Below are 16,704 nucleotides of genomic sequence, written 5' to 3'. Positions count from 1 at the left end.
CGTTTTCCTGATAACCATCGGTTGCGGTCCGGAAATTGGCATTTCCGGAAACGGTCGGTTTTTGTCAACGCGATCCGGTCCCAGTGTCCGGGTGAAGGAGGTGGAAGAGGTTCGGACGGCTCACGATGAGGATGAGGGCGTTCGTATATGTGGGGTGGCTCCCGCAAGCGCAGACCGTTCACGAGGCGGGCTGGGCGTGACTTTCGATCGGCTGCGAGGACGAGAGAAGGTTTTGAAACAAAGGGGACGGGCGGCGACGGTTCTCAATGATTGGGAATGGTTTGCTATGCCTTGAAACGAAGTTTGTTCTGGCGGCGGTAACGAGAACCGCCAGGCTACGAGATTTGGAAGGCGGCGAATTATGCATATGAATACTATATCAGCCCGTGCAGGTAATGGGGACCACGCGCGGCAGGCATTTGATTCAAGTTGCTCCCAGGCGGCAGGGGAAACGACAGAAATGAAGCATAATGCTCTTTTTGAGCGGTTTAGTGCGCGTCTGAAGGCACAGGTCGGTCAGGATGTTTATGCAAGCTGGTTCGGGCGTTTGAAGCTGCATTCCGTCTCAAAGAGCGTTGTCCGGCTCACGGTACCCACCACTTTTCTGAAGTCCTGGATCAACAATCGTTACCTCGATCTGATCACCACCATATTCCAGGCGGAAGACGCCGAGATCCTGAAGGTGGAAATCCTGGTGCGCAGCGCAAGTCGCAGCATCAAGGCGCCCGTGGCAGGTGAAGAGCGCAGTCTGGCTCCGGAACCTGCTGTTGTTGCTTCGTTTCCGCGTTCTCAGGGCCCCCGCGAGATTGGCAAGATCGCCACTTTCCCGTCGCCGTCTGCTGCGCCGACGCGTTCTACCCAGGCTCCCGGACCGTTGTTCGGCTCACCGCTCGACAGCCGCTTTACCTTCGACACTTTCGTGGAAGGCCCGTCGAACCGGGTAGCGCTTGCTGCAGCCAAGACCATCGCTGAAGCCGGCGCCAGTGCGGTCCGTTTCAATCCGCTCTTCATTCATTCGGGCGTCGGTCTCGGCAAGACGCACCTTCTGCAGGCGATTGCCAATGCGGCCGTTGGCAGCGAGCGCATGCCGCGGGTTGTCTATCTGACGGCGGAATATTTCATGTGGCGCTTTGCGACCGCGATCCGCGACAACGACGCGCTGACGCTGAAGGACTCGCTGCGCAATATCGATCTGCTGATCATCGATGACATGCAGTTCCTGCAGGGCAAGATGATCCAGAACGAGTTCTGCCATCTCCTGAACATGCTGCTCGACAGCGCCAAGCAGGTGGTGGTTGCCGCCGACCGGGCGCCCTGGGAGCTGGAATCGCTCGATCCGCGCGTCCGCTCGCGTCTGCAGGGCGGTGTGGCGATCGAAGTCGAGGCGCCGGACTACGAGATGCGTCTCGAGATGATCAAGGGCCGCCTGGCGACTGCCCGCCAGGACGATCCGTCGCTCGATATCCCGGCGGAAATCCTGAGCCACGTTGCTCGCAATGTGACCGCCAGCGGTCGCGAGCTTGAAGGCGCGTTCAACCAGCTTCTGTTCCGTCGCTCCTTCGAGCCCTCCCTGTCGATCGAGCGTGTCGATGAGCTGCTCGCCCATTTGGTGGGCGCAGGCGAAGCCAAGCGCGTCCGCATCGAGGACATCCAGCGCATCGTCGCCCGCCATTATAATGTGTCGCGTCAAGAACTGGTCTCGAACCGCCGCACCCGCGTGATCGTCAAGCCGCGCCAGATCGCCATGTATTTGTCGAAGACGCTGACACCGCGTTCGTTCCCGGAGATCGGTCGCCGTTTCGGCGGCAGGGATCACACGACCGTCCTGCACGCCGTCCGCAAGATCGAGGAATTGATTTCGGGTGACACGAAGCTCAGCCACGAGGTAGAACTGCTGAAACGGCTGATCAACGAGAACAACGCTTAAAATATATGTTTCTGCTTTCTGTCGCAACGATCTGGGCCGTGGCGTGTATTACGCCAGGGCCCAATACGCTTCTGGTCATGCGCTACGCGCTGACCGCGCCGCGCCGTGTGCCGATCCTGGCGGCGATGGGGACCATTACCGGCACGCTCTGCTGGGGTTTTGCCGGCTGGCTGGGGATCAATGCCCTATTTCAGGCGGCTCCCTTTGCCTATGTGGCGCTCAAGATCGTCGGCGGGCTTTACCTCGTCTGGCTTGGATTGAAGATATTCCTGGATGCGCGAAAGTCGCGCCAGTCGGCCGATATCGTGGCGGCTCGCATCGAGGTGCCTCTCAAGACCGCCTACCGGATGGGGCTGGCAACCAATCTTGCCAATCCGAAATCGGCGCTCTTCGTCGCCAGTCTTTTCGCCGCGACCATGCCGGCCGGCACGCCCTTCCTGTATGGCCTGGCGGCGATTGCCGTCATGGTCGCCGTCTCGACGGTCTATTATACCTTCCTGGTCGCGCTGATCACCCACCGAACCGTGGCCGCAGCCTATCTGAAGGCGAAGAAGAGGATCGATCTCGGCGTCGGCATGGTTTTTGTCGGCTTTGGCACCAAGCTGCTGATGTCGCAGCGCTGAGGATCATTAATGGCCATCGAAAAGGATCCGACGGCCAGCTTCTATAGCCAAAACGCGGTGACCTACGCCGCGAGTTCCGCACCGAACACGCGCCGCCTCGATAGCTTCCTGTCAAAACTCGCGCCTGGTGCTGCCATCCTCGAACTCGGTTGCGGCAGCGGGCGGGACAGCGCGGTCATGATCGCGCGGGGTTTCGACGTCACGCCCACGGATGGCACGCCGGAAATGGCGGAGGAGGCCGCCAGACATCTGGGCCGGCCGGTTGGTGTGCTCCGTTTCGGGGAGATCGAAGCGGTCTCGGCGTTTGACGGCATATGGGCCAATGCATGCCTCCTGCATGCGCCGCGGGCGGAGCTCGGGGGTATTCTCGGCCGCATCCACGAGGCCTTGCACCCGGGCGGCGTCTTCTACGCGAGCTTCAAGGCTGGCGAAGCCGAAGGTTATGATGGCCTCGGACGTTATTATAACTATCCGTCCAAGGTCTGGCTAAGCGCGGCCTACGGGGCTTCCGCCTGGGCTTCTGTCGATATCGATGAGGTGCACGGCAGCGGTTACGACAAAAAGCCGACCGACTGGCTGCATGTTCTGGCGCTAAAAGCCTGAAGGCCGGATTTCAGCAAGCCAGATCGGCAACCACCGCGTCGAGGATCAGCATGCCGGACGGCGTGCAGCGCAGCCGCGAATTGCCGAGGCGTTCGATGAAGCCGTGTTCCAGCAGCCGCTCCTCGCGGATCGGGTCCGGGTCCCGGCCGGAAAGCTGCTGCCAGCGGGCGAGATCGACGCCTTCCCGCAGGCGCAGGCCCATCAGCAGCAATTCGTCGGCCTGTTCCTCGAAGCCGAGGATTTCTTCGTCCAGCATGCCGTGCCCGACACGCTCCACCTGTTCCAGCCAGGTTTCCGGGCGCCGTTCGGTGGAGGTTGCGATCTTGTTTCTGCCGCGCATCAGGCGCCCGTGGGCGCCGGGTCCGATGCCGGCATACTCGCCATAGCGCCAATAAGTAAGGTTGTGGCGGCTTTCAGCACCGGGGCGGGCGTGGTTGGAAACCTCGTAGGCCGGCATGCCGAACCGCTCGGTAATTTCCTGCGTCGCCTCGTAGAGCGCTGCGGACTGGTCGTCATCCGGCACGATCAGCTTGCCGGCCTTGTGCAGGCCATAGAAGGGCGTGCCTTCCTCGATGGTGAGCTGGTAGAGCGACAGATGGTCGACCGCGTAGGATATTGCTTCCTTCAGTTCCGCTTCCCAAGCCTCGACCGTCTGTTTCGGTCGTGCATAGATGAGGTCGAAGGACATGCGCGGAAAGATTTCCCGCGCCAGCCTGATCGCCTTCAGGGCATCGGCAACGTCATGCAGCCGACCGAGGAACTTGAGGTCCGGATCGTTGAGTGCCTGCACGCCGAGCGAGACGCGGTTGACCCCGGCAGCGCGATAGCCGCGGAAGCGGGTTGCCTCGACGCTGGAGGGATTGGCCTCCATGGTGATCTCGATACCGTCAGGAACATGCCAATGCCTGGCAATGCCGTCGAGGATCGCCGAAACCGTGGCGGGATCCATCAGCGACGGCGTGCCTCCGCCGAGGAAAATGCTGGTGACGGTTTTCGGGCCGCTCATCCGCCGCATCACTTCCATTTCCTTCAAAAAGGCGGCGGTGAAGCGCGGCTGGTCCACGGGCTGGTGGCGCACATGGCTGTTGAAGTCGCAATAGGGACACTTGGCCGCGCAGAACGGCCAATGCACATAGACGCCGAAGCCCGGTTCGCCGGTATCGGGCAGAAGGGTATCGGGAAGGAGAGGGGCGACTGAATTCAAAGCGCCTCAAGCCTCCAGGCAGGTTTCGACGAAACGCTTGAAGGCCCGCGCGCGGTGCGAAAGCGCTTCCGGCTCGCCGGGTTTCCAGCCATGTTTCTGATCACTGCTCATTTCACCGAAGGTAATATCATAGCCCTGCGGTTGGAAGACCGGGTCATAACCAAAACCCTGGGTGCCGCGCGGCGGCCACGCCACGGTGCCTTCCACCTCGCCACGGAACATTTCCGTGTGTCCATCCGGCCAGGCGAGACACAGCACGCTCACAAAGCGGCAGCTACGCTGCTCCGGCTTGGTCGCACCGCGCTCCCCCAGTGCCTTCTCGACCTTTTCCATCGCCATCTGAAAGTCGCGGCTGCCATCCTCACGCTCCGCCCAGTTGGCGGTATAGACGCCCGGTGCGCCGTCGAGCGCGTCGATGACGATGCCGGAATCATCCGACAGCGCCGGCAGCCCGGAGGCTTTGGCGGAGGCGAGCGCCTTGATCGCGGCATTCTCCTCGAATGTCGTGCCCGTTTCGTCAGGCTCTTCGAATTTCAGCTCGGCGGCGGATTTCGCGGAAAAGCCGAAGGGACCGATCAGCTCTGCAATCTCGCGGATTTTTCCGGCATTATGGCTGGCGACGACGATCGTTTTCGTATCGAGCTTGCGCATTACAATTCCTATTCGATATTCCAGAGCCTCGGCTCTGCGCATTCCAGGCTGTTGCCGGCCGGATCGCGAAAATAGATTGAGCGGGCACCGTTCGGCCAGCGGAAATCGCTTTCGATGGCAATGCCTGCCTTGTTGAGCTTTTCCTTGAGCAAGTCAATCGCCTCGCTCGTCATGCGAAAGCAGATATGCCCGGGTCCCGTCGCACCATGGGGCGGAACCGGTAATGCATCGGCCGGTGGTGGCTTCACCGTCTCGGCGGGATTGAAGATCAGCAGGATGCCCGGCCCGCAACGGAAGAACACATGCCTATTGCCGGCACGCAGAACCTTTTCAAGCCCGAGAATGCCGCCGTAGAAGGTCTCGGCGGCATCGAGATCGTCAGCATAAAGTGCAGTTTCGAGAATGCCTTCGATCAAACAGCACCTCTTTCAGCGAGTGTCAGGCAATCGCCTGCTTCTGCATCGCCACCAGTTCCTGCGTGCCGTCCTGGGCCAGTGCCAAAAGCTTCAGGAATTCCTCCTGGCTGAAAGGCTTGCCCTCGGCCGTGCCCTGCACCTCGACAATGCCGCCGGTGCCGGTCATCACGAAATTCGCATCCGTTTCCGCAGCCGAATCCTCGATATAATCGAGGTCGATAACCGGCTGGCCGGCAAAGATGCCGCAGGAGATCGCCGCGACGTGATCCTTCAATACCTTCTCGACCTTGGTCATCGAGCGGGCTTCCATCCACTTCAGGCAGTCGTAGAGCGCAATCCAGCCACCGGTGATCGACGCCGTACGCGTGCCGCCATCCGCCTGGATGACGTCGCAGTCAATGGTGATCTGCTTTTCGCCGAGTGCTTCAAGATCTATGACGGCGCGCAAGGAGCGGCCGATCAGGCGCTGGATTTCCTGGGTGCGGCCGCCCTGCTTTCCGGCAGCGGCTTCGCGCTTCATGCGGTCGCCTGTGGCGCGCGGCAGCATGCCGTATTCGGCGGTGACCCAGCCCTTGCCGCTGTTGCGCAGCCACGGTGGCGTCTTTTCTTCGAGACTCGCAGTGCACAGCACATGCGTGTCGCCGAACTTGACGAGGCAGGAACCTTCGGCATGTTTGGAGAAATTGCGCTCGAACGAGACCTTGCGCATCTGGTTCAACTGTCTGCCTGAAGGCCGCATGCTTCACTCCCTGGATTTCTGTTTCCGCCTTCTACGGCCCCGGCCAAGCTTTTGCAAAGAAAAAGGCCTAAGACGCTCTGCGGGCGATTGATTATGCCCGTGGCGATTTTCCCTTTGGAGAAGGCGCGGCGAATGACTATATTTTGTCGAAAGAACAACGGAACGGTGAAGTTTTAGATGGGATTTTCGGCATCGACGGGTAGGGACAGCGGCTCTGTGCTCGATGACCGTTCGCGCGAAATTTTCCGCCGCATCGTGGAAAGCTATCTGGAGACCGGCGAACCGCTCGGCTCCCGGAATCTTTCCCGCCTGCTGCCCATATCGCTGTCGCCCGCGTCGGTGCGCAATGTGATGAGCGATCTCGAGGAACTCGGGCTCATCTACTCCCCGCATATCAGTGCCGGCCGCCTGCCGACCCAGTCCGGGCTTCGCTTTTTCGTCGATGCTTTCATGCAGGTCGGAGACCTCTCCGCCGAGGAGCGCGCCAATATCGACCGGCAGATCCGGCCTGCGGATCGCGATCAGCCGATGGAAAGCCTGATGGCGGAGGCGAGCCGCATGTTGTCAGGCGTCTCGCGCGGCGCCGGGATCGTCATTACCACCAAGAGCGACCCGGTCCTGAAGCACGTCGAGTTCATCCGCCTTGAGCCGACCAAGGCGCTCGCGGTGCTCGTCGGCGATCATAACCAGGTGGAAAACCGTGTCATCGAACTTCCGGTCGGCGTGACGTCGTCGCAGCTCACCGAGGCGGCCAATTTCCTCAACGCCCACCTCAGCGGCCAGACACTGCCGGAACTGCGCGGCCAGCTGAAGACACTCAAGGATCAGGTGCAGGGCGAGCTCCATGCGCTGTCGCAGGAACTGGTCGAGCGCGGTCTTGCGGTCTGGTCCGGCGACAGCGAGGAAGGCAAGCCGACCCAGCTCATCGTCCGCGGTCGGGCCAATCTGCTCGAAGGCCTAGCGGATGTGGCCGACCTCGATCGCCTGCGGTTGCTTTTCGACGATCTCGAAAAGAAGGACAGCCTGATCGAGATCCTCGATCTCGCCGAGAAGGGACCGGGCGTGCGAATCTTCATCGGCTCGGAAAACAAATTGTTCTCCCTGTCGGGCTCCTCGCTCATCGTGGCGCCCTATCGTGACGGCGAAGACCGGATCGTCGGTGCCGTCGGGGTCATCGGGCCGACGCGGCTCAACTATTCGCGCATCGTGCCGATGGTGGATTACACCGCACAGCTGCTTGCCAGGCTGTCGCGCTGAATTCGCGACCGAGCCGCCCCAACTTTCCCACCAAGCCTTGATTTTTTCACTTTAAACCTCGATATCGGGCACAAATCCAAGCCCGTAAATCCAAGCCAAGAATAACCGGAGACCGTCATGACCGACGAAACCAACAAGAACGGACCTGACGCAACTGCCGCGGAGAACACGGTTGAAGCTGTTGCATCTGCTCTTGAGGACGCGGCCAACCAGAAGAATGCCGAGGCGCCTGCCGCCGAACCGGATCCGCTGGAATTGCTGAAAGCCGAAAATAACGAGCTGCGCGACCGCTTTCTGCGGCTGGCGGCCGAAATGGACAACCTGCGCCGCCGCACCGAACGCGAAATCAAGGACGCTAAGTCCTATGCGGCGGCCGGTTTTGCCCGCGACATGCTCGCCGTTTCGGACAACCTGCGCCGGGCGCTGGATGCCGTGCCGACCGAAATGCGCGCCACGGCAGATGCCTCGCTGACCACGCTCCTGGAGGGCGTCGAGATGACCGAGCGCTCCATGCTATCGGCGCTGGAACGCCACGGCGTGAAGAAGATCGATGCGGAAGGCCAGAAGTTCGATCCGAACTTCCACCAGGCCATGTTCGAGATCCCGAACCCCGCTGTCCCGAACAATACCGTCGTTCAGGTCGTCCAGGCCGGCTTCACGATCGGCGAACGCGTGCTGCGGCCTGCCATGGTCGGTGTTGCAAAGGGCGGCCCGAAGGCGGAAGTCTCCGCGGAAGCCGCCGGCGAAAAGAACGCCTGACCTCTACGATTTGCCAGGCGGCCTCGCGCCGCCCGGCCTGTTTTGTCCGAGCGCCTACCAGGCCTCCGGTTCCCGCACCATGTGAATGATATTGGCGGGGCTGGTGATCCAGCCGCCTTTGAAGCCTTCCGGCAGCGGCTCGATCGCGTCGCAGCGCACGACGCCCGATTTTTCAAGATGCGCTGCCGCATCGTCGAAATCACCCGTAAACAATTCCAGCCATATCTCGGCCTGGCTCATCATCGGCGCCTCGTCGATCCAGAGCTTGTTCGGCCCGAGTTCGAAACCGATGGCGGGTGCCTTGTCGGTGATCTCCTTGAGGCCGATCGTGTCACGGTAGAATGCGATCGTCGCCTGATATTGATGCGACGGGACCTTCATGGCGATGTCGATGCCGCCGTATAGCCTGTCCGTCATGGCTTCTCCTCCTCTTCATCGTGGAAAACCGGAACCGAGATATGCCGGCTCCTTGCTGGCAGGCAAAATATGTTATAAAAATATAACATGTCAAGCGAAGCGGATATCGACGCAGTTTTCAAGGCGCTCGCCCACCCGAGGCGGCGGTTGATCCTCGATGAATTGAAGGGCCGGCCGCAAACCACCGGCAGCATCTGCGAGACCTTTGCCGACATGGATCGCTGCACGATCATGCAGCATCTGAAAGTGCTGGAAGAGGCCGATCTGGTGATTGTCAGGCGCGAGGGCAGGGAGCGCTGGAACTACCTCAATTCCCTGCCCATCAAGTCCATCAACGATCGCTGGATCGGCGATTATGCCGCCCATGCGGTGAGACTTATGGATCGGCTGAAATCCGATCTGGAAGGGTAGCACGCAAACAAAACCGCCCGGCGCTTTGTCAGCGGCCGGGCGGTTCGTTTCGTCCCCACGAATGTGTATGCGGTCAGGCGGCGTGGTTTGCCTGCTCCTCGTTGAGGAAGGCATAGATCGCCGAAGCGGAATCGGTCTTGCGCAGCTTGGCGACAAGGTCCTGGTCGCGCAGGACGCGGGCGATGCGCGACAGCGCCTTCAGGTGGTCGGCGCCGGCGCCTTCGGGTGCGAGCAGCAGGAACACCAGATCGACCGGCTCGTCATCGAGCGCTTCGAAATCGACCGGCGCCTCAAGGCGCACGAAAATACCCTTGATCGACGAGATGCTGTTGAGCTTGCCGTGCGGGATGGCGATGCCGTGGCCGACGCCGGTGGAGCCGAGCCTTTCGCGCTGCAGGATGATGTCGAAGATTTCTCGTTCGCTCACGCCCGTCAGCTTGGAAGCCTTGGCCGCCAGCTCCTGCAATAGCTGCTTTTTGGAATTTACCTTTAGGGCAGGAATAATCGCATCTTGCTGCAGCAAATCTGCCAATGCCATTCTCGTCATCCTTCGTGCCGCAAGAGCTTGTGCCCTAGGCGAAGGGGAGCGCCGTCTCCGACGCTCTCCCCAGGTGTCAGTTCTTGATATTGGTGGAATCGATCCAGCCAATATTGCCGTCATTGCGGCGATACACAATGTTCAGATGTTCCTTGCCGGGGCTGCGGAACAGAAGAACAGGTTCGTCTGTCATATCAAGTGCCATGACGGCGCTTGCGACCGTCATCGTCTTCAACTGCTTCGAACTTTCCGCGACAATAGTCGGCGCGAAATCCTCGGGCACTTCCTCCCCTTCATCCGGTACGCTGTCCATAACAGTGTAGGCAACTTCCGCAAAACCATTCACATGGTTGCCGGCATGATGATCCTTGAGCCGCCGCTTGTAGCGGCGCAGACGTTTTTCGATCCGCTGCGCTGCGGCGTCGAAACTGATCTGCGGATCATTCGCCTCGCCGGCCGCATGCAGGACGATCCCGGTATCGAGATGCACCTTGCAGTCGGCAGAAAAGCGCGAACCAGCCTTTTCCACGATGACTTGGCCTGAATAGCCTCCGTCGAAGTATTTTGTAACCGCTTCTCCGATTTGGTCCTCGATCCTTTGACGGAACGAATCGCCAATTTCCATATGCTTACCGGATACACGCACACTCATGGAGTTCTTCCTTCTTGTCGTGACTTGCGTGTTCCAGTCTACGCCAAGCCGTCCCCTCATCCAAGCCGTTCACACGCCACCGCGCTAAATTGCTGCAATCGGTGCCTGTCTGGATGATGGGATAGGTTTCGTGCCATGTCCCGTGCAGTTGCGGCGGGCTTCTAGCGCCCGATGTTTTAAATGTCAACGGCGGCCGGTCTCGGGATTTCTACGTAGGCCTGTGGAAAACCGCCTGTTTCGGCCGCATTTCAGTATGCCGCGACCCCGGCGATCGCACGCTTTTCACGGCGGCGCTGAACGGAGGAGGGGATGTTCATCGCCTCGCGGTATTTGGCGACGGTCCGGCGCGCAAGTTCGACGCCGCCGCGTTTCAGGCTGATTACGATATCGTCGTCCGAAAGCACCGCCTCCGGCGTCTCCTGGGCGATGAGCAGGCGAATCCGGTGGCGCACGGCCTCGGCCGAATGGCTGTCGCCGCCTTCTTCTGCCGAGCCGATCGACACCGTGAAGAAATACTTGAGTTCGAACAGGCCCCGCGGCGTCAGCATGTATTTGTTGGAGGTGACGCGGCTGACCGTTGATTCATGCATCTTGATCGCTTCGGCAACGGTCTTGAGGTTGAGCGGCCGCAGGTGGTCGACGCCGTGCATCAGGAAGGCATCCTGCTGGCGGACGATTTCGGTCGCTACCTTCATGATCGTCTTGGCGCGCTGGTCGAGGCTGCGCGTCAGCCAGTTGGCGTTCTGCATGCAGTCGGAAAGGAAGTTATGGTCGTCGCCGTTTTTCGGGCAGTTCTTCGACACCGTCTGGAAATAGGTGTGGTTCACCAGAACGCGCGGCAGGGTGTCCGGATTGAGTTCCACCATCCAGCCGCCGTCGGGTGACGCCCGCACGACGATATCCGGCGAAATCGTCTCCGACATGCCGCGCTCGAAACCCGCGCCGGGCTTCGGGTTGAGGCCGCGAATTTCCCCCAGCATGTCGATCAGGTCTTCGTCGTCGACACCGCAGATTTTTCGAAGCGAGGCGAAGTCGCGTTTGCCGAGCAGATCCAGATGTCTGATGAGTGCATCCATGGCCGGGTCGAGCCGGTCCTTTTCCCGAAGCTGGATTGCCAGACATTCGCTGAGCGATCGCGCAAAGACGCCCGGCGGATCGAGTGTCTGCAGCGAGTGCAGGATGGCTTCCACATTCTCGGCGCTTCTGCCGAGGCGGGCGGCGATCTCCTCGATGTCGCCCAGCATGTAACCGGCCTCGTCGAGCTGATCGACGAGGTGCTGAGCAATCAGGCGGCTGGCCGCATCGACGATCAGGAAGGGGATCTGCTGGTTCAGGTGGTCGCGCAGCGTCACCTGGCCGGCGACGAAATCATCCAGGTCGTAGTCTTCGCCGGACTCGCCGCCCGGCATGGATTTCCACTGGCTGAGCAGCTCCGGCGCATCGGCGCGCCGCACCGGGCCGTCGTCCGGGAAGACGTTTTCAAAGCCCGTATCGAGCCCTTCGCCGAGCCTCTCGGCGCTGATGGAGGAGGAGCCTTCATACCAGTCGCTGTCGACTTCGGCGGCTGCCGAACTCTCGCGGCCTTCGGTCGGGGCAAAGTCGTCGGCGGGGTCGAAGCCTGTTTCCGCGTCGTTTTCGCTCTCGCTTGACGTAATTTCGAGCAGGGGGTTCTTTTCGACTTCCTGGGCGATGAACTGGTTGAGCTCGAAATGAGTCATCTGCAGCAGCTGGATGGATTGCATCAGCTGCGGCGTCATCACCAGCGATTGGGTTTGGCGTAGGAAAAGATTAGCGGATAAACCCATGGCGGACGCGAAACTCCCCTGCAATCCCCTTGAACCACCCGGTCATGGAGTGGTGGACGCTCGACTTCGCCGAGCCCCACAAGGCCAAATTTGCATCTGGCACAAGAATTGCTTTTTTGAAAGATTTGGTCAAGCGCTGCAGTGCGGGAAAGTAAATTTCTTTGTCACGCTGCAACGACCAATTCGCGCCTAGAGGCTGAATTTGTCACCGAGATAAAGACGGCGAACATCCGGGTTGTTGACGATATCGTCTGCCCGGCCATGCGTCAGTACTTCGCCCGCGTGGATGATATAGGCCCGGTCGATCAGGCCCAGCGTTTCGCGGACGTTGTGATCCGTTATCAGAACGCCGATCCCACGCGCCGTCAAGTGGCGTACGAGGTTCTGAATGTCGGAGACCGAAATAGGATCGACGCCGGCAAAAGGTTCGTCGAGCAGCATGAAGGCCGGGTCGGTCGCAAGCGCCCGGGCGATTTCGAGGCGTCGGCGTTCGCCGCCGGAAAGCGCCACGGCCGCCGATTTCCGCAGCTGGCTGATGTGGAACTCTTCCAGCAGTTCGTCGAGCTTGCTCTCCCGCTTGTCCCTGTCGGGCTCGTGCACTTCCAGCACCGCGCGGATGTTTTCCTCGACGGTCAGGCCGCGGAAGATCGAGGCTTCCTGCGGCAGATACCCCACGCCTAGGCGGGCGCGGCGATACATCGGCATGTGGGTGACTTCGTTGCCGTTGATCGCGATCATGCCTTCGTCCACCGGCACCAGGCCGGTGATCATGTAGAAACAGGTCGTCTTGCCCGCGCCGTTCGGCCCGAGCAGCCCGACGGCCTCGCCGCGGCGCACGACCAGTGACACGCCGTTGACGACGCGACGGGTATCGTAGGTCTTCGAAAGACCATGCGCGACCAGCGTACCCTCGTAGCGCGCTTTATCGCGTACGACGAAGGGTTCGGGCGCGGACGGCTTCCTTGCCGACAGACTGGGGAGGAACGGTATTTTCACGTCAGATGTCTATTATTGCTTTGGTCGCGATTTCGGGTCGAGCAGGATTTCGACGCGCCCGCCACAGGCGTCGAGCTTGGCCTGGCCGGTTTCCATAAGTACGGTGAGTTTGCAACCCTTGAAGACGTTGGGGCCTTCGGAGAGCACGACCTGCTTGCCGGAAAGCACGAAGGTCTGGGATTTCATGTCGAACTCGCCCTTTTCGGCGGTCGCCTGCTGCGTTCCCGAGGTCAGGAATACCGTCTCGTCAAGGAAGATCTTGTCGATATTGGCGCTGCCCGAGGTCACCGAGCCACCTTCACCCGTATAAAGAACCGTCATCTTGCCGGCCTTCATCGTGGTCGTGCCCTGCACGACCTGGACGTTGCCGGTAAAATAGGCCTTCTTTTCCTGCTCCTTGATCTCGAGCTGGTCGCTCTGGATCTGGATCGGCTGGTCGCCGGAAAGCTTCAGGCCTTCCATCTGGCTGGTGGTGGTCTGGGCATGTGCGGTTGCTGCCAGACAGGAGATAAATCCTGCCGCGATCAGAACTGCGGTATTGCGTGTAAGAAGGCGGCGATTGATCATGACGGCCGGGCTCTACTTGCCTTGGTTGCGGATGGTGGCTGGATCGAGATGGAGGCGAACCTGGCCCTTGAAGGTGATGGTACGCCCCTTATCCGTTATCTTTAAAGACTCTGCAACAATAGAGCCTTCTTTCATGGAGATATCGACGTGCTCGGGTGATTCCATCACACCTGCGTTGATATCGAGGTGCGCGGACTTGAAGCGGGCGGTGATCCCGTTGCTCAGATTGACGTCGAACGGGGAGTTGAGATCGAGCATGTCGGTGCCGCGGTCGAAGTCGGCGACGGTCGCGGTCACCCGCGCGATCACGTCGTCGTTGACCGGAACGGCGGCCTTGACGTCCTCGAGCGTGATCATGTTCGAGTTCTGGATATCCTGCAGCGCGCGGTTGGCGGTCATCGAGTAGCTGATGCCGTCCTTGTTGCGGCCAGAGATCGCCGGCCGTTCCATGACGATCTTGCCGTTTTCGATCCGGGCGTTTTCAATCGAGAGGTTCTCCGGCAGATAGGCGCGGATGATCGAGACCCCGATGAAGGCAGCCGAAATCACGCCGGCCAGGATCGGCAGCAGTATCTTGAGTCTGCGCACGATGGCGGAATGCGCCAGCGCCGCCTGATAGGCATCCGGGCGCGGCTCCAGCGCCGACGTAAAGCCTGCCGTTTTTCGAATATGCTGCAGCATGAGTGCCGGATAGTTCCTTACTAGCCCATCTCCGTTCTCATCCCGGTTGTGCCGGATGGAGCGGTTGTGAGCTTTGCTTTGTCCGCCAATATGGTTTTGATTCAATCAACAAACAATAATGGGCAACATAAAAACGTGATGTGGTCTGCTGCAAAACACGCTAGAGAGCCTATTTAGCAACGGCGGTTCAGCTCGAAGGGTGATTTTATGGATCAAATGGCAATTGCGGACCGGCGTTCCCTGCGCCGCAAGCTGAGTTTCTGGCGGATCGTCGCACTTGTTTTCCTCGTCGGCATCGGGTTCGCGCTTTACCGTGTCGTTGCCGGCGACGGTGTCGGACCCGCGGTGCCGCATGTCGCCCGCATCCAAATCTCCGGCATGATCACGGATGATAAGGATCTGCTGGAGCGCCTCGACAAGATCGCCGAAAGCAACCAGGCCAAGGCGCTGATCGTCTCGATCTCTTCGCCGGGCGGGACGACCTATGGCGGCGAGCGCATCTTCAAGGCGATCCGGAAGGTTTCCGAAAAGAAGCCCGTCGTTTCCGATATCCGCACCTTGGCCGCCTCTGCTGGCTACATGGTCGCCATGGCTGGCGACCAGATCGTCGCGGGCGAAAGCTCGATCACCGGATCGATCGGGGTGATCTTCCAGTACCCGCAGATCGACGAGGTGATGAAGAAGATCGGCGTCTCTCTGCAGGAGATCAAGTCTGCCCCGCTGAAGGCCGAACCATCGCCCTTCCATCCGGCAAGCGAGGAAGCCAAGACAATGATCCGCAACATGGTCATGGACAGCTACGCCTGGTTCGTCGATCTTGTTGCCGATCGCCGCAAGCTGCCGCGCGACGAGGTTCTTAAGCTCGCGGACGGCACGATCTTCACCGGCCGCCAGGCGCTCAGCGCCAAGCTTGTCGACAAGCTGGGCGGCGAGGAGGACATCCGCGCCTATTTTGAATCGCGCGGCGTTTCCAAGGACCTGCCGGTCGTCGATTGGAAGGAGCGTAATTCCTCCTCGTCCTTCTGGTTGGCGAGCGCCGTCAGCGAGTTGTTCAAGCTCTCCGGTTTCGGCCAGGCAATCACTCCCGACGCCCTTCGCACCTTCGGCGCAGACAAGTTGTTTCTTGACGGTCTTGTCTCCGTTTGGCAGGTTGGGCGCGGTTGAAAATCTAAACTTTTCAGGGGGCAACCGTGATCAAGTCAGAACTGGTGCAGATCGTCGCGGCTCGCAATCCGCATCTCTACCACCGCGACGTCGAGAACATCGTGAATGCCGTGCTCGACGAGATCACAGATGCCTTGGCAGGCGGAAATCGTGTCGAACTGCGCGGCTTCGGCGCGTTTTCCGTCAAGAACCGTCCCTCCCGGTCCGGCCGCAATCCGCGCACCGGCGAGAGCGTTTTCGTCGAGGAAAAATGGGTTCCCTTCTTCAAGACAGGCAAGGAACTGCGCGAGCGCCTGAATCCGGGTCTTGACGACGAAGAGGATTGATCCTTCCGGCGCGTTTGCGCTGCCCTTGAAACCCCATAAAGCGCGCCTATTCTGCAACAGATGCTGGTAAACAGCATGCAGTCTGCTGCCGGAGAATCATATGGACAAGTTCAAAAAGATCGTCTCGCTCGTGGTCTTCGTGCCGCTCGGCATCGTGCTGATCGTGCTCGCAGTCGCAAACCGCCAGACAGTCACCCTGGCGCTCAATCCCTTCCGGCCGGACGACGGCATGCTGGCGGTGAGCGCACCGTTTTTCCTGTTCCTGTTCCTGGCCTTGCTGATCGGGATGTTCATCGGCTCGTTCGTGACCTGGTGGAGCCAGGGCAAGCACCGCAAGCAGGCTCGCGTCGAAGCGCGCGAAGCGGTCCGGTGGCAGAACGAACACAAGGCCGTCGTCGCTGGGCGCCCGGCCTCGACCCAACTTCCTTCCAGGTAAAGTAAGGCGGGCTGAATCAGGCTTGCGCGGCCTTGGCGACCACGGCCTTGTTGAAATCCGCGAAGAACTGGCCGGCGAGTTTCTGCGAGGTGGAATCGATCAGCCGCGAGCCGAGCTGCGCGATCTTGCCGCCCACCTGAGCCTTGGTGGAGTAGCGCAGCAGCGTATCGCTGCCGTCTTCGACCAGGGTGACGGTCGCGGAGCCCTTGGCAAAACCTGCGATGCCGCCCTTGCCCTCGCCCGATATCGTGTAGCTCTCCGGCGGGTTGATGTCGGAGAGTGTCACTTCGCCGGAGAAGTTCGCCGAAACCGGACCGACCTTCAGCTTGACGGTCGCGGAGAGCTCGGTCGGAGACTTCTGTTCGAGCGTCTGGCAACCCGGGATGCACTGGCGAAGGATTTCCGGGTCGTTCAACGCCGCCCAGACCACGTCGCGGGGTGCTGCAATACGTTCTTCGCCGCCCATATCCATGCGATGATCCTCCATCCGCCGTTGCTAGCCTTATTGCAAGGGTGGTGATCTTTGCCAAGG

Annotated in this window: 21 protein-coding genes; 9 read left to right on the top strand and 12 right to left on the bottom strand. The window is 60.4% G+C overall.

What is annotated here, in order from left to right; genetic code table 11:
- Nucleotides 1-361: 361 nt before the first annotated feature.
- The 3 genes from dnaA to C5J26_RS24950 are packed head-to-tail and all read left to right on the top strand — an operon-like array spanning nt 362 to nt 3,153.
- On the top strand, nt 362-1,927 hold the full coding sequence (gene dnaA, locus C5J26_RS24960) for a chromosomal replication initiator protein DnaA (RefSeq protein WP_105404222.1): 1,566 nt from the start codon (nt 362-364) through the stop codon (nt 1,925-1,927).
- 5 nt (nt 1,928-1,932) lie between these two features.
- Nucleotides 1,933-2,550 (top strand): LysE family translocator, encoded by a 618-nt coding sequence (locus C5J26_RS24955; RefSeq protein ID WP_105404221.1) that lies wholly within the window; start codon nt 1,933-1,935, stop codon nt 2,548-2,550.
- A gap of 9 nt (nt 2,551-2,559) precedes the next feature.
- Nucleotides 2,560-3,153, top strand: a complete 594-nt coding sequence (locus tag C5J26_RS24950) for a bifunctional 2-polyprenyl-6-hydroxyphenol methylase/3-demethylubiquinol 3-O-methyltransferase UbiG (protein ID WP_105404220.1) — start codon at nt 2,560-2,562, stop codon at nt 3,151-3,153.
- A 10-nt stretch (nt 3,154-3,163) separates the two neighbouring features.
- On the opposite strand, the gene hemW is transcribed toward C5J26_RS24950, so the two are convergent.
- From hemW to rph, 4 genes are read right to left on the bottom strand one after another with little or no spacing between them, the layout of a single operon-like run.
- Nucleotides 3,164-4,357, bottom strand: a complete 1,194-nt coding sequence (gene hemW, locus C5J26_RS24945; protein WP_105404219.1) for a radical SAM family heme chaperone HemW — start codon at nt 4,355-4,357, stop codon at nt 3,164-3,166.
- Nucleotides 4,358-4,363: 6 nt separating this feature from the next.
- Nucleotides 4,364-5,008 (bottom strand): RdgB/HAM1 family non-canonical purine NTP pyrophosphatase, encoded by a 645-nt coding sequence (rdgB, locus tag C5J26_RS24940; RefSeq protein ID WP_105404218.1) that lies wholly within the window; start codon nt 5,006-5,008, stop codon nt 4,364-4,366.
- Nucleotides 5,009-5,016: 8 nt separating this feature from the next.
- Entirely contained in the window at nt 5,017-5,424 is a 408-nt protein-coding gene (locus C5J26_RS24935; RefSeq protein ID WP_105404217.1) for a VOC family protein, read from the bottom strand.
- A gap of 22 nt (nt 5,425-5,446) precedes the next feature.
- Complete coding sequence (gene rph, locus C5J26_RS24930) at nt 5,447-6,163, bottom strand: ribonuclease PH (protein WP_046667399.1); 717 nt, start codon at nt 6,161-6,163, stop codon at nt 5,447-5,449.
- Nucleotides 6,164-6,340: 177 nt separating this feature from the next.
- Between rph and hrcA the strand changes: the two genes are divergently transcribed.
- Nucleotides 6,341-7,420: a heat-inducible transcriptional repressor HrcA gene (gene hrcA, locus C5J26_RS24925; RefSeq protein ID WP_105404216.1), complete on the top strand. Its 1,080-nt coding sequence runs from the start codon at nt 6,341-6,343 to the stop codon at nt 7,418-7,420.
- Nucleotides 7,421-7,537: 117 nt separating this feature from the next.
- Nucleotides 7,538-8,179 carry a nucleotide exchange factor GrpE gene (grpE, locus tag C5J26_RS24920; protein WP_037079486.1) on the top strand — a complete coding sequence of 214 codons (642 nt, stop codon included), beginning with the start codon at nt 7,538-7,540 and terminating at the stop codon, nt 8,177-8,179.
- Between the two features lie 54 nt (nt 8,180-8,233).
- Here the strand turns inward: grpE and C5J26_RS24915 are convergent, their stop codons facing one another.
- Nucleotides 8,234-8,596 (bottom strand): VOC family protein, encoded by a 363-nt coding sequence (locus tag C5J26_RS24915; protein WP_105404215.1) that lies wholly within the window; start codon nt 8,594-8,596, stop codon nt 8,234-8,236.
- 87 nt (nt 8,597-8,683) lie between these two features.
- Here C5J26_RS24915 and C5J26_RS24910 point away from each other — a divergent pair, with 87 nt between their 5' ends.
- Nucleotides 8,684-9,007, top strand: coding sequence for a helix-turn-helix transcriptional regulator (locus C5J26_RS24910; RefSeq protein WP_105404214.1), 324 nt, complete (start codon nt 8,684-8,686; stop codon nt 9,005-9,007).
- Between the two features lie 73 nt (nt 9,008-9,080).
- On the opposite strand, the gene ptsN is transcribed toward C5J26_RS24910, so the two are convergent.
- The 6 genes from ptsN to lptC all read right to left on the bottom strand — a co-directional run bounded on the left by ptsN (nt 9,081) and on the right by lptC (nt 14,246).
- Nucleotides 9,081-9,545 (bottom strand): PTS IIA-like nitrogen regulatory protein PtsN, encoded by a 465-nt coding sequence (gene ptsN / locus C5J26_RS24905; RefSeq protein WP_105404213.1) that lies wholly within the window; start codon nt 9,543-9,545, stop codon nt 9,081-9,083.
- Between the two features lie 76 nt (nt 9,546-9,621).
- Nucleotides 9,622-10,197, bottom strand: a complete 576-nt coding sequence (gene hpf / locus C5J26_RS24900; RefSeq protein ID WP_105404212.1) for a ribosome hibernation-promoting factor, HPF/YfiA family — start codon at nt 10,195-10,197, stop codon at nt 9,622-9,624.
- Nucleotides 10,198-10,445: 248 nt separating this feature from the next.
- Nucleotides 10,446-12,002 carry an RNA polymerase factor sigma-54 gene (gene rpoN / locus C5J26_RS24895; RefSeq protein WP_105404211.1) on the bottom strand — a complete coding sequence of 519 codons (1,557 nt, stop codon included), beginning with the start codon at nt 12,000-12,002 and terminating at the stop codon, nt 10,446-10,448.
- Between the two features lie 189 nt (nt 12,003-12,191).
- A complete protein-coding gene (lptB, locus tag C5J26_RS24890) occupies nt 12,192-12,998 on the bottom strand; it encodes an LPS export ABC transporter ATP-binding protein (RefSeq protein ID WP_371412008.1) in 807 nt (268 codons plus the stop codon).
- Nucleotides 12,999-13,010: 12 nt separating this feature from the next.
- Entirely contained in the window at nt 13,011-13,565 is a 555-nt protein-coding gene (locus C5J26_RS24885; protein ID WP_046630413.1) for an LptA/OstA family protein, read from the bottom strand.
- 12 nt (nt 13,566-13,577) lie between these two features.
- Nucleotides 13,578-14,246, bottom strand: coding sequence for an LPS export ABC transporter periplasmic protein LptC (lptC, locus tag C5J26_RS24880; protein ID WP_105404210.1), 669 nt, complete (start codon nt 14,244-14,246; stop codon nt 13,578-13,580).
- A 207-nt stretch (nt 14,247-14,453) separates the two neighbouring features.
- Between lptC and sppA the strand changes: the two genes are divergently transcribed.
- The 3 genes from sppA (at nt 14,454) to C5J26_RS24865 (ending at nt 16,172) form a co-directional block, all read left to right on the top strand.
- Nucleotides 14,454-15,410 (top strand): signal peptide peptidase SppA, encoded by a 957-nt coding sequence (sppA, locus tag C5J26_RS24875; RefSeq protein ID WP_105404209.1) that lies wholly within the window; start codon nt 14,454-14,456, stop codon nt 15,408-15,410.
- 26 nt (nt 15,411-15,436) lie between these two features.
- Nucleotides 15,437-15,736 (top strand): integration host factor subunit beta, encoded by a 300-nt coding sequence (locus tag C5J26_RS24870; protein ID WP_007759833.1) that lies wholly within the window; start codon nt 15,437-15,439, stop codon nt 15,734-15,736.
- 100 nt (nt 15,737-15,836) lie between these two features.
- Nucleotides 15,837-16,172, top strand: coding sequence for a lipopolysaccharide assembly protein LapA domain-containing protein (locus tag C5J26_RS24865; RefSeq protein ID WP_105404208.1), 336 nt, complete (start codon nt 15,837-15,839; stop codon nt 16,170-16,172).
- A 16-nt stretch (nt 16,173-16,188) separates the two neighbouring features.
- Here C5J26_RS24865 and C5J26_RS24860 read toward each other — a convergent pair whose 3' ends face one another.
- Nucleotides 16,189-16,644, bottom strand: a complete 456-nt coding sequence (locus C5J26_RS24860; RefSeq protein ID WP_046630421.1) for a carbon monoxide dehydrogenase subunit G — start codon at nt 16,642-16,644, stop codon at nt 16,189-16,191.
- Nucleotides 16,645-16,704 lie beyond the last annotated feature (60 nt).

It is taken from the genome of Neorhizobium sp. T7_12 (genome assembly GCF_002968535.1).
In the GTDB taxonomy this organism is placed as follows: domain Bacteria; phylum Pseudomonadota; class Alphaproteobacteria; order Rhizobiales; family Rhizobiaceae; genus Neorhizobium; species Neorhizobium tomejilense.
The sequence above is the reverse complement of the archived record's forward strand: the minus strand, read 5'-3'. Positions and strand labels throughout refer to the sequence as shown.

Coding starts and splice junctions, on each gene's coding strand:
- dnaA (WP_105404222.1), top strand. CDS start 362: ATGCATATGAATACTATATCAGCCCGTGCAGGTAATGGGGACCACGCG.
- C5J26_RS24955 (WP_105404221.1), top strand. CDS start 1,933: ATGTTTCTGCTTTCTGTCGCAACGATCTGGGCCGTGGCGTGTATTACG.
- C5J26_RS24950 (WP_105404220.1), top strand. CDS start 2,560: ATGGCCATCGAAAAGGATCCGACGGCCAGCTTCTATAGCCAAAACGCG.
- rdgB (WP_105404218.1), bottom strand. CDS start 5,008: ATGCGCAAGCTCGATACGAAAACGATCGTCGTCGCCAGCCATAATGCC.
- rph (WP_046667399.1), bottom strand. CDS start 6,163: ATGCGGCCTTCAGGCAGACAGTTGAACCAGATGCGCAAGGTCTCGTTC.
- hrcA (WP_105404216.1), top strand. CDS start 6,341: ATGGGATTTTCGGCATCGACGGGTAGGGACAGCGGCTCTGTGCTCGAT.
- grpE (WP_037079486.1), top strand. CDS start 7,538: ATGACCGACGAAACCAACAAGAACGGACCTGACGCAACTGCCGCGGAG.
- C5J26_RS24915 (WP_105404215.1), bottom strand. CDS start 8,596: ATGACGGACAGGCTATACGGCGGCATCGACATCGCCATGAAGGTCCCG.
- C5J26_RS24910 (WP_105404214.1), top strand. CDS start 8,684: ATGTCAAGCGAAGCGGATATCGACGCAGTTTTCAAGGCGCTCGCCCAC.
- ptsN (WP_105404213.1), bottom strand. CDS start 9,545: ATGGCATTGGCAGATTTGCTGCAGCAAGATGCGATTATTCCTGCCCTA.
- hpf (WP_105404212.1), bottom strand. CDS start 10,197: ATGAGTGTGCGTGTATCCGGTAAGCATATGGAAATTGGCGATTCGTTC.
- rpoN (WP_105404211.1), bottom strand. CDS start 12,002: ATGGGTTTATCCGCTAATCTTTTCCTACGCCAAACCCAATCGCTGGTG.
- C5J26_RS24885 (WP_046630413.1), bottom strand. CDS start 13,565: ATGATCAATCGCCGCCTTCTTACACGCAATACCGCAGTTCTGATCGCG.
- lptC (WP_105404210.1), bottom strand. CDS start 14,246: ATGCTGCAGCATATTCGAAAAACGGCAGGCTTTACGTCGGCGCTGGAG.
- sppA (WP_105404209.1), top strand. CDS start 14,454: ATGGATCAAATGGCAATTGCGGACCGGCGTTCCCTGCGCCGCAAGCTG.
- C5J26_RS24865 (WP_105404208.1), top strand. CDS start 15,837: ATGGACAAGTTCAAAAAGATCGTCTCGCTCGTGGTCTTCGTGCCGCTC.
- C5J26_RS24860 (WP_046630421.1), bottom strand. CDS start 16,644: ATGGATATGGGCGGCGAAGAACGTATTGCAGCACCCCGCGACGTGGTC.